Genomic DNA, 13,162 nt, shown 5'->3' on the forward strand with positions numbered 1-13,162 from the left:
TGCGTATCGCTGCGTACGATGACCAGGGGGCGGCCGATCGGACGTCTCAGAACGCCGCACGCGACGGAATCCGACGGGGGAGAGCATGCTGCGGATGGAATCCGACACCTTCGATCTGCTGGACCTCCAGCTGCTCTCCGCCCTGGAGATCGACGGCCGGGCCCCCTTCAGCCGGATCGCCGCCGTCCTCGGCGTCTCCGACCAGACGATCGCCCGCCGCTACCGCCGCCTGTGCGCCGAGGGCGGCCTGCGGGTCGTCGTCCTCCGGGACGCCGTACGCCTCGGCCAGGACCAGTGGATGCTGCGGCTGCGCTGTGCGCCCGACGGCGCCACCGTCATCGCCGACGCGCTCGCCAAGCGCCCGGACACCTACTGGATCGGGCTGGCCTCCGGCGGCACCGAGATCGCCTGCATCACCCGGCCGCGCAACCCCGGCGAGCACGACGACCTCCTGCTCGGCAAGCTGCCGCGCACCCCGAGCGTCGTCGAGATCCGGGCCCTGCAGCTCCTGCACCGCTTCTACGGCGGCCCGGTCGGCTGGCTGCCCAAGTTCCGGGCGCTCGACGCCGAGCAGATCGCCGCGCTCCGCCCCGACCTGCCCGAGCCCGGTCCGGCCCGCGTGGAACCCGAGGACGCCCCGCTGCTCGCCGTCCTCGAACGCGACGGCCGCGCCACCTACCCCGAACTCCAGCGCGCCACCGGCCGCTCCGAGTCCGCGATCAAGCGCCGCCTGTCCGCACTGATCGCCTCCGGCGCGGTCTACGTCGACATCGAGTACAACTCCGAGATCCTCGGCTACCCCAAGGCGGCCATCCTGTGGATCACCACGGCCCCAGGCGCCCTGGACTCCGTCGGCCGGACCCTCGCCGGCCACGACGAGATCGCCTTCGCCTCCGCCACGGCCGGCCCCTCCCACATCGTCGTCACCGCCGTCGTCCGCGACACCGCGGCCCTGTACGCCTACCTGAGCGGCCCCCTGGGCCACCTGGACGGGGTCCAGCACGTGGAGGCGACGCCGTTCCTGCGCCGGGTGAAGCAGCTGACGTACCGGCCGGCGCGGTGAGCGCGGGCCGGGTCAGCCGCTGCTGCGCCGCAGCCGTTCGCCGCCCGCCAGGACCGCCGCAGCCAGCGCGTTCGCCGCGCCCTCGGCCGGGCCCCGGCGGTGGCCGTGGACGAGGACGAAGTCGACCTTGCCGAGGTCCGGCAGGCCGGCCCGGTCGGGCAGCCGGAACAGGCCCGGCGGGATCAGCCGCCGGGAGTGGGCCATCACCCCGAGACCCGCCCGGGCCGCCGCGATCAGCCCGTTGAGGCTGCCGCTCGTGCACACGATCCGCCACGGGCGGCCCTGGCCCTCCAGCACCTCCAGCGCGCGGGCCCGGGTGATGCCCGGCGGTGGGTACACGATCAGCGGAACAGGCCGGTCCGCGTCCAGGCGCAGCCGCTCGGCGCCGATCCACACCAGGTCGTCGCGCCAGACCAGCTCGCCGCGGGGGTCCTCGGGGCGCCGCTTGGCCAGCACCAGGTCGAGCTTCCCGGCCGCCAGCTGCTCGTGCAGGGTGCCGGACAGCTCCACGGTCAGCTCCAGGTCGACCTCTGGATGGTCGTAGCGGAAGCCCTCCAGGATCTCCGGCAGCCGGGTCAGGACGAAGTCCTCCGAGGCGCCGAACCGCAGCCGGCCACGCACGCGCGTGCCGGTGAAGAACGCCGTCGCCTGCTCGTGCACCTCCAGGATCCGCCGGGCGAACCCCAGCATCGCCTCGCCGTCCTCGGTCAGCTCCACCGAGTGGGTGTCCCGGGAGAACAGCTGCCGGCCGGCCGCGTCCTCCAGCCGGCGCACATGCTGGCTGACCGTGGACTGGCGCAGCCCCAGCCGCCGGGCCGCCTGCGTGAAGCTCAGCGTCTGGGCGACCGCCAGAAAGGTGCGCAGCTGCGTCGGCTCGTACACACGCCCGAGCGTAGCGCAGTCATCGCGGAACATGATGGCAGTCAGAGTGGTGTGCGGGATTCCCGATCGGCGGCCCGAGGAGGACGATGGACGGGGGTCCTGCGGGCCCGGGACCGCCCGACACGCAAGCAACGACACACAGAGCAAACGGAGCACCGTGAAACGCCTGCGCTGGCCGAGTTGGATGCCGATCGACCCGTACATCGTGCTGTTGCTCGGGACGGTGGGCCTCGCCGCGCTCCTCCCGGCCCGGGGCACCGGCGCCGACGTCGTCTCGGGCGCCTCCACCGCCGCGATCGCCTTCCTGTTCTTCCTCTACGGCGCCCGGCTCTCCACTCGGGAGGCGCTGGACGGACTCCGTCACTGGCGGCTTCACATCACCGTCCTGGCCTGCACCTTCATCCTCTTCCCGGTGTTCGGGACCGCCGCGCGCGCCCTGGTGCCGGTCCTGCTGACCCAGCCCCTCTACCAGGGCCTGCTGTTCCTGACGCTGGTGCCGTCCACGGTCCAGTCGTCCATCGCGTTCACCTCGATCGCCCGCGGGAACGTGCCCGCGGCGATCTGCGCCGGGTCCTTCTCCTCCCTGGTCGGCATCGTCCTGACCCCGCTGCTCGCGGCGGGGCTGCTCGGGGGCGACGAGGTCGGGTTCTCCACGGACTCGCTGGTGAAGATCGTGCTCCAGCTGCTGGTGCCGTTCCTCGCCGGGCAGGTGCTGAGGCGGTGGATCGGCGGGTTCATCACCCGGCACAAGAAGGTCCTCGGCCTGGTCGACCGCGGCTCCATCCTGCTCGTCGTCTACACCGCGTTCAGCGAGGGCATGAACCGCGGCATCTGGCACCAGGTCAGCCCGGTACGGCTGGCCGGGCTGCTCGGCGTCGAGGCCGTCCTGCTGGCCGTGATGCTGACCCTGACCTGGTACGGCGCCAAGGCGCTCGGCTTCGGCCGGGAGGACCGGATCGCCATCCAGTTCGCCGGGTCGAAGAAGTCCCTCGCGGCCGGGCTGCCCATGGCGAGTGTGCTGTTCGGCAGCCATGCCTCGCTGGCCGTCCTGCCGCTGATGCTCTTCCACCAGATGCAGCTGATGGTGTGCGCGGTCATCGCCAAGCGCCGGGCCCGCGATCCGGAGGTGACGGGGGACGCGCCCGAGGGGGCCGCGGACGCGTCCGAGGGGTCAGCCGCGCACCCGGTTCAGGGGCAGCCACAGGACCGTGTCCTGCGGTGACTCCAGCACGTCCGGGTCCGTCAGCTCCTCGTCGGTGAGCGCCCGGTCCCAGACGCGCACCTCGTCCAGCGCGCCGGTGAAGAAGGCGCGGCTGTCCATGCGCTGACCGAGGTGGACACCGAACGGCGCATTGCGGCTGACCGAGCCCGGGACGTCGGCGACGGAGGTCTCGGTGCCGTCGACGGACAGCGACAGCCGGCCCCCGCCCCGGCGGAGCACGGCGTGGTGCCACCGGCCGTCGTTGTGGGCGGTGCTCGTGCGCACGTACGCGGTCTGCGGCGGGACGGCGCCGTTCCGCACGGTGATCAGGCCCTGGACCCGGTTGTTCGCCGGCTCCCCGCGCAGCCACACCTGCGGCTGGCTGGTGCCGATGCCGCCCATCCAGAGCAGCGGCTGCTCCCCGCCGGCCGCCGTGTACCGGAACCAGAGCGAGGCCGTGAAGTCCTTCGTGCCCAGGGGGAGCCCGGCGCGGTACGGCAGGCGGACGGCGTCACCGGTGCCGTCGAACTCCAGCGCGCTTCCGGACACGCCGTCCGTCTCCTCCGGGTCGCCGAGCACCGCCGCCGGACGGGCGTGCGGGGCGAGGTCGGGGGTGACCGGGTCGGGGCCGCGGCGGGGCGCGAGCCAGTCCTCGGTGAAGCGGGCGAAGCGGATCTCGTCGCGGGCGTCCACCGCACCGCCCTCGTACATCAGGCCGATCGTGCCGGAGCCGATGCGCACCAGGTCGGAGTAGCCGGACCAGTCGGTGGTGACGACCGTGCCGCGGTCCACGCTGTCCCAGGTCCGGCCGTCGTCGTAGGAGGAGCGGATCATCATCGTGCGGCGCCGGTCCGGGTCGCCGGGGCAGGCGAGCAGGATGCGGTCGCCGAGGCGCAGCATCGAGCCCTGCACCTGCGGGGTGTACAGATCCGGCAGGTCGTGGAAGGGCGCGGTGAAGCCGGTGCCGCCGTCGCGGCTGACCGCCTGGGTGCGGTGGCCGAGGTCGGTGCCGTCCTGCTCCCGGCCGCTGACCAGGACCGACCCGTCGCCGCGCTCGGCCAGGGTGAGTTCGGAGGGCTTCTGCCGGAAGGTGCCGTCGTCGGCGATCGGCCAGTTGTCGGTGGCGCCGATCCGCCAGTGGCCGCCGTGGTCGTCGCTGACGACGAGTGCCGCGTGGTTGGCGCTGACCCGGCTCCCGTCCCACGTCTCGGTGTTGACCCCGAAGACCAGCCGTCCGGCATACCGGCCGTGGGTGAGCTGGATGCCGTGCACGGGCCCGGTGGCGTACCAGGAGTTCCAGTCGGCGGGCAGTATCTCGGGGCTCAGATCGCGCGGCCGCGACCAGGTCCGGCCGTCGTCGTCGCTGTACTGCAGATGCGGGGTGCGGTCGCAGGGGACCGAGCAACTGGCACTGTCGGTACGGCCCGTGTTGTACGTCTCGGCGAGCCAGACGCGGCCGGTGGCGCGGTCCACGACCGGTGCCGGGTTGCCGTGGGTGTCACCGGCGCCCTCGTTGACGACCTGTAACGCCCCCCAGGTGCGCCCGCCGTCGGTGGAGCGCTTGACCACGATGTCGATGTCGGCCGCATCCCCGCAGTTGAGGACCCGGCCCTCGGCGAACGCCAGTAGCGTGCCGTCGGTCGTCCGCACGACCGCCGGGATACGGAAGCACGCGTACCCGGGGTCCTGGGCGGCCTTGAACAGCACCTGCTGCTCGAACTCAGGTGCGCCGTCCCTCGGTCGGGCGTGGGCCGGCTGGGCGGGAAGGAACGGTACGAGCAGGCCCGCCGCGGCGACGGCGAGTGCGGACCGGAGACGGGCGCGAAGACATGACGGCACGGTGCGACCTGCCCTTCGTCGGCCGGACATCTGGACATCCGCACATCCCACGTCCAACGTGCGTCTCATCGACGGTAGTTGGGAGTGGCGCAGGTCACAAGAAGCGTGCGGGCAGTTACGGGCGCAGGACGACCTTGCCGAGGTTGGTCCGGGTCGTGATCGCCTCGTGTGCCGCCGCCGCGTCCTCCAGTGCGAACTCCCCGTGCGTGACGGGCTTCAGGGCGCCCTCGGCGAAGAGCCGCCACAGTTCCTGCCGCCACCGCTCGTACAGTTCCGGCCGGCCGCGGGCGATCAGCGCCATCTGGAAGCCGATCACCGACTTGGCGCCCACCAGCAGGTCGTACGCCTGGATCGTGCCGCCGCCCGAGCTGTAGGCGACCAGACGGCCGTGCGGGGCGAGCGCGGCGAGGGCGGGGGTGAGCAGGTCGCCGCCGACGGCGTCCAGCACGCAGTCGACGGGGTCGCCCCAGCTGTCGTCGCCGTACCGGACGCAGTCGTCCGCGCCGAGCGAGCGGACGAAGTCCGCCTTGTCCGCGCCGGACACGGCGCCCACCACCCGCCCCGCGCCCCGGGCTCGCGCCAGCTGCACCGCGAGGTGCCCGACACCGCTCGCCGCCGCCGTGACGAGGACGGACTCTCCCGGCGCGAGCCGTGCCGCCTCCAGCGCCCCGAACGCCACCAGGCCGCTGCGCACCAGCGCGACCGCGGTCACCGCGTCCGCGTCCTCGGGCAGCGGGGAGGCCATGGCCTCGTGCAGCACGGCGAAGTCCGCGTACCCGTGCCCGAAGCACAGCCCGGTCACCCGGTCGCCGGCGCGGAACCGGGTCGCCCCCTCGCCGGCCGCCACCACCTCGCCCGCGACCTCGCCGCCCAGCGGCACCGGCTCCGCCGCCTCGGTGACCTTGCGGACCATCGGCAGGGTGACGCCGACGGCCTCGCAGCGCACCAGCAGCTCCCCGGGGCCGGGCTCCGGCACGGGCGCCTCCTCCAGGAGTAGCGGACCGCCGGCGGACTCGTATCGGACACGACGCATCGCAACCTCCGGACGCCGGGCGGGCCCGGCGCGGTCGATCGTTGGGGATACCCATGAACTCGTTGGGAGCCCCAACGGTAGGGGAGGTTCGTTGGGAAGTCCAATGATTCTTCGATAGTCTGCCCTCATGGCCGAAGCACCCCTGCCCGCGATCCGCTCCCTGCCCAGCTGGCTCCTCGGCCGGGCCGCCGCGCGCGGCCGTGCCCTGGTCGCGGACGCCCTCGCGGCCGAGGGACTGAAGATGTGGCACCACGTCGTGCTCTCCGCCGTCCGCGACCTCGCCCCGGTCGCCCAGGCCGACCTCGGCCGCGGTGTGGGCCTCGACCCCAAGGACGTGGTCGGCATCCTGAACGACCTGCAGTCCGCCGGCCTGGTCGACCGCGCCCCCGACCCCCGCGACCGGCGCAAGAACGCCGTCTCCCTCACCGATGACGGCGCCCGGCTCCTCGTACGCTGCGAGAAGGCCGCCCGGGAGGCCAACGACGAACTGCTCGCCCCGCTGTCGGCCGCCGAACGCGATCAGTTCATGGGCCTGTTGACCCGGATTTCCGGCACGGACGGCTGACGTTCCGTCATGACGGGCAGCGGACTGGTGCCGGCCTGCCCAATGGCAAGGGCCCACCAAGGCCCGCTGTCCCCACGCGTCGGCCGCGAAGAGAGCCGCAGGGGGCGCTCCCCGCCGGGCGGGGTCCCGCCGCCGTGCCGCGGGGAACCGGTCAGCCCTGGGCGGCCGCCTCCCGCAGGGCGATACGGTCCTCACCCGCGTACACGTTCATCGAGCTGCCCCGCAGGAAGCCCACCAGGGTCAGACCGGTCTCCGCGGCCAGGTCCACCGCCAGCGACGACGGCGCCGACACGGCCGCGAGCACCGGTATGCCCGCCATGACCGCCTTCTGTGCCAGTTCGAAGGAGGCCCGGCCGGAGACCATGAGGATCGTCCGGGACAGCGGCAGCGCGTCGTTCTGCAGCGCCCGGCCGACCAGCTTGTCGACCGCGTTGTGCCGGCCCACGTCCTCCCGGGCGTCCAGCAGTTCCCCGTCCTCGCTGAACAGGGCCGCCGCGTGCAGGCCCCCGGTCCGGTCGAACACCCGCTGGGCCGCGCGCAACCGGTCGGGGAGGCTCGCCAGCAGCTCGGGGGTGACCCGGAGCGGGGGAGTGTCGGCGATCGGCCAGCGCGCGGTCGTCCGGACGGCGTCCAGGCTGGCCTTGCCGCACAGCCCGCACGAGGAGGAGGTGTAGACGTTCCGCTCCAGGGTGAAGTCCGGGAGCGCGACGCCGGGCGCGGTCTTCACGTCGACCACGTTGTAGGTGTTCGAGCCGTCCACCGTCGCGCCCGCGCAGTAGACGATGTTCTGCAGGTCGGATCCCGTCGCCAGGACCCCCTCGCTCACCAGGAAGCCGGCCGCCAGCGCGAAGTCGTCGCCGGGGGTGCGCATGGTGATCGCGAGCGGCTTGCCGTTCAGCCGGATCTCCAGGGGTTCCTCGGCGACGAGCGTGTCCGGCCGGGTGGAGACCGCCCCGTCCCGGATGCGCAGGACCTTGCGTCGTTCCGTGACTCGTCCCATGTTCTGATCAGCCCCGGTTCTGTACGTGCTGGAAGCCGAAACGGCCCTTGATGCAGAGGTTGCCGTGGGTCACCGGGTTGTCGTGCGGCGAGGTGACCTTCACGATCTCATTGTCCTGCACATGGAGGGTGAGCGTGCAGCCCACCCCGCAGTACGCGCAGACCGTGGCCGTCTCCGTTCCCGCAGAACACGCAGGCCGAGTCGGTCAGCGGCGCGTCGTGCTCCACGGCGATCCGCGCGTCGAAACCGCGCCCGGCGACCGAGGTCGCGAAGCTGTTCTGCCACTGGTCGCCGCAGGCGTCGACGCACTTGTAGCACAGGACGCACTTGCCGTAGTCCCGCACGTACAGCTCGTTGTCGATCCTCGGTTCGTCGTTCAGCCGGGCCGCGTCGGCGCCGAAACGGTCCGGTTTCGCCTCGTACTCCTTGATCCACTCGGCGGCCCGCGGAGTGGTCGACAGGTCGACCGAGGAGGCGAGCAGCTCCAGGACGATCTTCCGGCTGTGCCGGACCCGCCCGGTGTCCGTCCGCACCGCCATGCCCGGCTCCGCCCGGCGCGAGCAGGCCGGCACGAGGGTGCGCGACCCCTCGGCCTCCACCACGCACACCCGGCAGGCGTTCTTCGGGCGCAGCGTGTCGCCCTCGCACAGGGTCGGCACGTGCGCGCCGGCGGCCCGGCAGGCGTCGAGGACGGTGGCGCCCTCGGGGACCCGGGCCTCCCGGCCGTCGAGCGTGAACCCGACCAGCCGGCGCGGCACCCCGATCGGTATCGCGGTCATGCGTACGCCCCCAGACGGTCGATGGCGGATTCCACGGCGTTGAACGCGGTCCGCCCCAGACCGCAGATCGAGGCGTCCCGCATCGCCCGGCCGACCTCGCGCAGCAGGGCGATGTCGTCCGCGGCACCGGCGCCCGCGCGGTCGGCGATCCGGCGCAGCGCCTCCTCCTGCCGCACGGTCCCGACCCGGCAGGTCGTGCGACGACCGTTGAACGCATTCCGCATACCGTTCATCGCATACGGTCGACGCGGCGTCTTCTCAACTCCCGTCCCCGGCCCTACCGTCCGGCGTCATGAGCAGCCCCCCTGTCGCACCCCCGGGCTGGAGCCGCTGGCTCGTCCCGCCCGCCGCCCTCTCCGTCCACCTCTCCATCGGCCAGGCCTACGCCTGGAGCGTGTTCAAGCCCCCGCTCGAATCCGCCCTGGATCTCGACGGCACCCAGAGCGCGCTGCCCTTCCAGCTGGCGATCGTGATGCTCGGGCTGTCGGCCGCGTTCGGCGGCACGCTCGTCGAGCGCAACGGGCCGCGCTGGGCGATGACCGTGGCCCTAGTCTGCTTCTCCTCCGGCTTCCTGATCTCCGCGCTCGGCGCCGGGACGAAGCAGTACTGGCTGATCGTCCTCGGCTACGGCTTCATCGGCGGGATCGGCCTCGGCATCGGCTACATCTCCCCCGTCTCCACCCTGATCAAGTGGTTCCCGGACCGGCCGGGCATGGCCACCGGCATCGCCATCATGGGCTTCGGCGGCGGCGCCCTGATCGCCTCGCCCTGGTCGGCGCAGATGCTCGACTCCTTCGGTGGTGACAACGATGGCATCGCCCTCGCGTTCCTGGTGCACGGGCTGTCGTACGCCGTCTTCATGACCCTCGGCGTCCTCCTGGTCCGCGTGCCGCGCACCGGGAAGCCGGCCGGGAGCGGGCCGAGCGCCGTCGAGGGCGTGCAGGTCTCCGCCCGCGACGCCGTCCGCACCCCGCAGTTCTGGTGCCTGTGGGTGGTCCTGTGCATGAACGTGACCGCCGGCATCGGCATCCTGGAGAAGGCCGCACCGATGATCACGGACTTCTTCGCGGACAGCTCCACCCCGGTGTCCGCCTCGGCGGCGGCCGGCTTCGTCGCGCTGCTGTCGGCCGCCAACATGACCGGCCGGATCGGCTGGTCCTCCGCCTCCGACAGAATCGGCCGCAAGAACATCTACCGCGTCTACCTCGGCGTCGGCGCGCTGATGTACCTGCTGATCGCGCTGTTCGGGGACGCGTCGAAACCGCTGTTCGTGCTGTGCGCGCTGGTCGTCCTCTCCTTCTACGGCGGCGGCTTCGCGACGATCCCCGCCTATCTGAAGGACCTCTTCGGCACCTACCAGGTCGGCGCCATCCACGGCCGGCTGCTCACCGCCTGGTCCACGGCCGGCGTGCTCGGGCCGCTGATCGTCAACTGGATCGCCGACCGGCAGGAGGCGGCGGGCAAGCACGGCTCGTCGCTGTACGGGCTGTCGTTCGGCATCATGATCGGCCTGCTCGTCGTCGGCTTCGTCGCCAACGAACTCGTCCGTCCCGTCCACGCCCGCCACCACGTGCCCGCCCCGAGGGAGGCCGCAGATGCCCGGCGACAGCAGTCCGCCTAGCCGCAGGGGCCTGATCGCCCTCTCCTGGCTGTGGGTGGGAGCACCCCTCGCCTACGGCGTGTACGAGCTGGTGCGGAAGGCGACGCAGCTGTTCACGGGGTGAGTGCTCGGGCGTCCGAAGGTCTGAGCGAAGCCGACAACCCGGGCGCCCGATTCCTGTGGTTTCACCTGCCGTCGTACTCGCGAGTCACTGATCAGACTGGGGGATCCCGCACCACACAGCACGAGGGGACCCCCCATGCACGGCTCGCGCATCGCCGCCATCGGTCACTACCAGCCCGCCAGGGTGCTCACCAACGACACTCTGGCGGACATGGTCGACACCAGTGACGAGTGGATCCGCAGCCGGGTGGGCATCGAGACCCGGCACATCGCCGGCCCCGACGAGCCCGTCGACGAACTGGCCGCGCACGCCGCCGCCAAGGCCCTGGCCGCGGCCGGACTCGCGCCGCACGACATCGACCTGGTGCTGGTGGCCACGTCCACCGCGATCGACCGCTCCCCGAACACCGCCGCCCGGGTGGCCGCCCGCCTCGGCATCCCGCAGCCGGCCGCGATGGACGTCAACGTCGTCTGCGCCGGCTTCACCCACGCCCTCGCCACCGCCGACCACACGGTCCGGGCGGGTGCCGCGACCCGGGCACTCGTCATCGGCGCCGACAAGATGTCCGACGTCACCGACTGGACCGACCGCACCACCTGCGTCCTGGTCGGCGACGGCGCCGGGGCGGCCGTGGTGGAGGCATGCGGTCCGGACCGGGCGCCCGGGATCGGGCCGGTGCTGTGGGGGTCGGTGCCCGAGATGGGCAACGCGGTGCGCATCGAGGGCACACCGCCGCGCTTCGCGCAGGAGGGGCAGAGCGTCTACCGCTGGGCCACCACCCGGCTGCCCGCCATCGCCCGGCAGGCCTGCGAGAAGGCCGGAGTGGCGCCCGAGGACCTCGCCGGGGTCGTCCTGCACCAGGCCAACCTGCGGATCATCGAGCCGCTGGCCGAGAAGCTCGGCGCCGTCCACGCGGTGGTCGCCCGCGATGTCACCGAGTCCGGCAACACCTCGGCCGCCAGCATTCCGCTCGCCTTCTCCAAGCTGGTCGAACGGGGAGCCCTCAGCACCGGCGACCCCGTGCTGCTGTTCGGTTTCGGCGGCAACCTCTCGTACGCCGGGCAGGTCGTACGGTGCCCATAGGAGCCTGAAGGGACTCAGTTGCGTATTCGGCTGGGTTCCCGCGTACTTCTGCGCGCCCGCCTGATGAATACTGTGCACCGCAGACTGTAGACGAAAGACAATCGATACTGAGCGTCCCAGGTCCACGCGTCGGACCTGCCCAGGAGGGGACCGCGATGTTGTCGACCGGACTGCCGCAGGGTGCGGTGCCCAGACTGGAACGGCCCGGCCCGCTGCGTGAGCGCGTGTACGAGGCGCTGCTCGAACTCATCGCCGCCCGTGCCCTCCAGCCCGGCCAGCACCTCGTGGAGAGCGAACTCGCCGGGCATCTCGGGGTCTCCCGGCAGCCCGTGCGGGAGGCGCTGCAGCGGCTCAACACCGAGGGGTGGGTCGATCTGCGGCCCGCCCAGGGCGCGTTCGTGCACGAGCCGACCGAGGAGGAGGCCGACCAGCTGCTCACGGTCCGCACCCTGCTGGAGGCGGAGGCGGCCCGGCTGGCCGCCGCGCACGCGGACAGCCCCGGCATCGCGGTCCTGGAGGAGCTGTGCGCCGAGGGGGAGAAGGCGGTGGCGGCCGAGGACGTGGACCGTGCGGTCGCCCTCAACGCGGCCTTCCACGACAAGATGATGGAGCTGGCCGGCAACGCGGTCCTCGCCGAACTCGCCGCCCAGGTCGGCCGGCGGGTCCGCTGGTACTACACGCCGGTGGCCCGGCAGCGCGGCCGGCAGTCGTGGATCGAGCACCGCGAACTGATCACCGCCATCGCCGCCCACGACGAGCAGCGCGCCACCCATCTGATGCGCGAGCACACCGAGCACACCCGGCGCTCGTACCACGAGCGGAACGCGACCTGACCGACACCTTCCCGGCGGGCGGGTCGGCCGCGGTGCCCCTCAGGCGCCGAGCAGCCGCCATGCGGTGAGGGCGAGTCTGGCCCGGGTCAGTCCGGTGGGTTCGGTGAGGTCGAAGCCCAGCGCCCTGCCGAGCTGTTCGACGCGGCGGGCGACGCTGCTGTGGTGCAGGTGGAGGAGATCGGCGGCCCGCCGCAGGGAGCCGGTGCCGCAGTACGCGTCCAGCGTCTCCAGATCCTCCGGGTTGCCGGCGATCCGCGCGATCGCGGCCACGTCGGCGTTGTCGCGTGCCGTGTCCGCGGGGACCTCGGCCAGGAGGGCCAGCGCGCCCAGGTCGGCGTGGTGGACGACGGGTTCGCGCGGGCCGGTGAAGCGGAGGGCGGTGCGGGCCTGCCGCCAGGACCGGTCCGGGCTTCCGGCGGCGCCGATGCCCACGCGTACGTCGGCGGGAAGCCGGGCCGGGTCGATGCGGCCGGCCAGGACCACGCCCACGTCGGCGAGCGGTGCCGCCTTCACCGGCCGGTCCGGGCAGACCAGTTGGCCGATCCGGTCGAGCGGGAGCCGCGAGCGTACCGCGAGGACGTGGACCGGCAGGCCGGGGGCGAAACCCAGGAGCCGTAGCGCCCGTGTCCGGGCCGCCTCGTCGCTGTCGGCACTGATGGCCAGCTCGACGAGGGCGGGGTCGGCCATGGTGGTGCGGGCCGGGCCGTACCGCTCGACGGCCGCCGCCGCGGCGATGGCGAGCCGGTCGAGGAGCACGTCGTCCAGCGGGCCGGGCGGGCCGGGGCGTTCCAGCCATACGGTGCCGATCTCCTCGTCGTCGAGAGTGATCGGTACCGAGGTGGACGCGGGTGAGCGCGGGGTGGTCGCCTCCGTGCCCTGGGGCGAGACGCGGGTCGTCCGCCCCGTGCCGTGGAGCCGTATCCCGGCGACGCACTCGGCCAGACCCGCCGAGGCGCGGGCGAGCGCGGGGAGGTCCACCCGTCGGCGCATCAGCGTGTCGTAGAACGCGACGATGCGGATCGCGCCGTCGACGTATGGATCGAGTCCCGACAGCCGTACGGCCAGTGCCTCCATGGCAGCAGGATAGAAGGCCGGTCCGGCGGACAGGAGCGCCGATCGGCGCGCGACAGGCCCGCGACGCGCGACGGACGGCGGACGAC

12 protein-coding genes and 2 pseudogenes are annotated in these 13,162 nt (G+C 72.8%); 7 read left to right on the plus strand and 7 right to left on the minus strand.

Going from position 1 to position 13,162, the window contains the following annotated elements; translation table 11 throughout:
- Window positions 1-85: 85 nt before the first annotated feature.
- Window positions 86-1,063: an Lrp/AsnC family transcriptional regulator gene (locus ABZ937_RS03170; protein ID WP_361685073.1), complete on the plus strand. Its 978-nt coding sequence runs from the start codon at window positions 86-88 to the stop codon at window positions 1,061-1,063.
- Between the two features lie 12 nt (window positions 1,064-1,075).
- Here ABZ937_RS03170 and ABZ937_RS03175 read toward each other — a convergent pair whose 3' ends face one another.
- Window positions 1,076-1,945 carry a LysR substrate-binding domain-containing protein gene (locus ABZ937_RS03175; protein WP_361685075.1) on the minus strand — a complete coding sequence of 290 codons (870 nt, stop codon included), beginning with the start codon at window positions 1,943-1,945 and terminating at the stop codon, window positions 1,076-1,078.
- Window positions 1,946-2,102: 157 nt separating this feature from the next.
- Between ABZ937_RS03175 and ABZ937_RS03180 the strand changes: the two genes are divergently transcribed.
- The gene (locus ABZ937_RS03180) at window positions 2,103-3,167 is read left to right on the plus strand and encodes a bile acid:sodium symporter family protein (RefSeq protein ID WP_361685077.1); all 1,065 of its coding nucleotides are present in this window, start codon (window positions 2,103-2,105) and stop codon (window positions 3,165-3,167) included.
- Here the strand turns inward: ABZ937_RS03180 and ABZ937_RS03185 are convergent.
- Both ABZ937_RS03185 and ABZ937_RS03190 read right to left on the minus strand, forming a co-directional pair.
- Window positions 3,117-4,985 (minus strand): sialidase family protein, encoded by a 1,869-nt coding sequence (locus tag ABZ937_RS03185; protein WP_361685079.1) that lies wholly within the window; start codon window positions 4,983-4,985, stop codon window positions 3,117-3,119. The genes ABZ937_RS03180 and ABZ937_RS03185 overlap by 51 nt on opposite strands.
- 115 nt (window positions 4,986-5,100) lie before the next feature.
- Window positions 5,101-6,018, minus strand: coding sequence for a zinc-binding dehydrogenase (locus ABZ937_RS03190; RefSeq protein WP_361685081.1), 918 nt, complete (start codon window positions 6,016-6,018; stop codon window positions 5,101-5,103).
- A gap of 127 nt (window positions 6,019-6,145) precedes the next feature.
- Here ABZ937_RS03190 and ABZ937_RS03195 point away from each other — a divergent pair, with 127 nt between their 5' ends.
- Complete coding sequence (locus ABZ937_RS03195) at window positions 6,146-6,583, plus strand: MarR family transcriptional regulator (RefSeq protein WP_361685083.1); 438 nt, start codon at window positions 6,146-6,148, stop codon at window positions 6,581-6,583.
- Between the two features lie 151 nt (window positions 6,584-6,734).
- Here the strand turns inward: ABZ937_RS03195 and fdhD are convergent, their stop codons facing one another.
- From fdhD to ABZ937_RS03210, 3 genes and pseudogenes are all read right to left on the minus strand, one after another.
- Window positions 6,735-7,583 carry a formate dehydrogenase accessory sulfurtransferase FdhD gene (fdhD, locus tag ABZ937_RS03200; RefSeq protein WP_361685085.1) on the minus strand — a complete coding sequence of 283 codons (849 nt, stop codon included), beginning with the start codon at window positions 7,581-7,583 and terminating at the stop codon, window positions 6,735-6,737.
- Between the two features lie 7 nt (window positions 7,584-7,590).
- Window positions 7,591-8,362: pseudogene (locus ABZ937_RS03205) on the minus strand (2Fe-2S iron-sulfur cluster-binding protein).
- Window positions 8,359-8,553 (minus strand): annotated as a pseudogene (locus ABZ937_RS03210) (NADH-ubiquinone oxidoreductase-F iron-sulfur binding region domain-containing protein); the annotation flags it as partial. The pseudogenes ABZ937_RS03210 and ABZ937_RS03205, both read right to left, overlap by 4 nt.
- A 101-nt stretch (window positions 8,554-8,654) precedes the next feature.
- On the opposite strand from ABZ937_RS03210, the gene ABZ937_RS03215 reads away from it, so the two are divergent.
- The 4 genes from ABZ937_RS03215 to ABZ937_RS03230 all read left to right on the plus strand — a co-directional run bounded on the left by ABZ937_RS03215 (window position 8,655) and on the right by ABZ937_RS03230 (window position 12,002).
- On the plus strand, window positions 8,655-9,983 hold the full coding sequence (locus ABZ937_RS03215) for an OFA family MFS transporter (RefSeq protein WP_361685087.1): 1,329 nt from the start codon (window positions 8,655-8,657) through the stop codon (window positions 9,981-9,983).
- Window positions 9,958-10,086: a hypothetical protein gene (locus ABZ937_RS03220; protein ID WP_361685089.1), complete on the plus strand. Its 129-nt coding sequence runs from the start codon at window positions 9,958-9,960 to the stop codon at window positions 10,084-10,086. Before ABZ937_RS03215 ends, ABZ937_RS03220 begins: the two co-directional genes overlap by 26 nt.
- A gap of 135 nt (window positions 10,087-10,221) precedes the next feature.
- Window positions 10,222-11,169 (plus strand): beta-ketoacyl-ACP synthase III, encoded by a 948-nt coding sequence (locus ABZ937_RS03225; RefSeq protein WP_361685091.1) that lies wholly within the window; start codon window positions 10,222-10,224, stop codon window positions 11,167-11,169.
- Between the two features lie 155 nt (window positions 11,170-11,324).
- Window positions 11,325-12,002, plus strand: coding sequence for a GntR family transcriptional regulator (locus ABZ937_RS03230; RefSeq protein ID WP_361685093.1), 678 nt, complete (start codon window positions 11,325-11,327; stop codon window positions 12,000-12,002).
- Between the two features lie 39 nt (window positions 12,003-12,041).
- Here ABZ937_RS03230 and ABZ937_RS03235 read toward each other — a convergent pair whose 3' ends face one another.
- A complete protein-coding gene (locus ABZ937_RS03235; RefSeq protein ID WP_361685095.1) occupies window positions 12,042-13,076 on the minus strand; it encodes a helix-turn-helix domain-containing protein in 1,035 nt (344 codons plus the stop codon).
- Window positions 13,077-13,162 lie beyond the last annotated feature (86 nt).

The organism is Streptomyces sp. NPDC046727, assembly GCF_040645635.1.
In the GTDB taxonomy this organism is placed as follows: Bacteria; Actinomycetota; Actinomycetes; order Streptomycetales; family Streptomycetaceae; genus Streptomyces.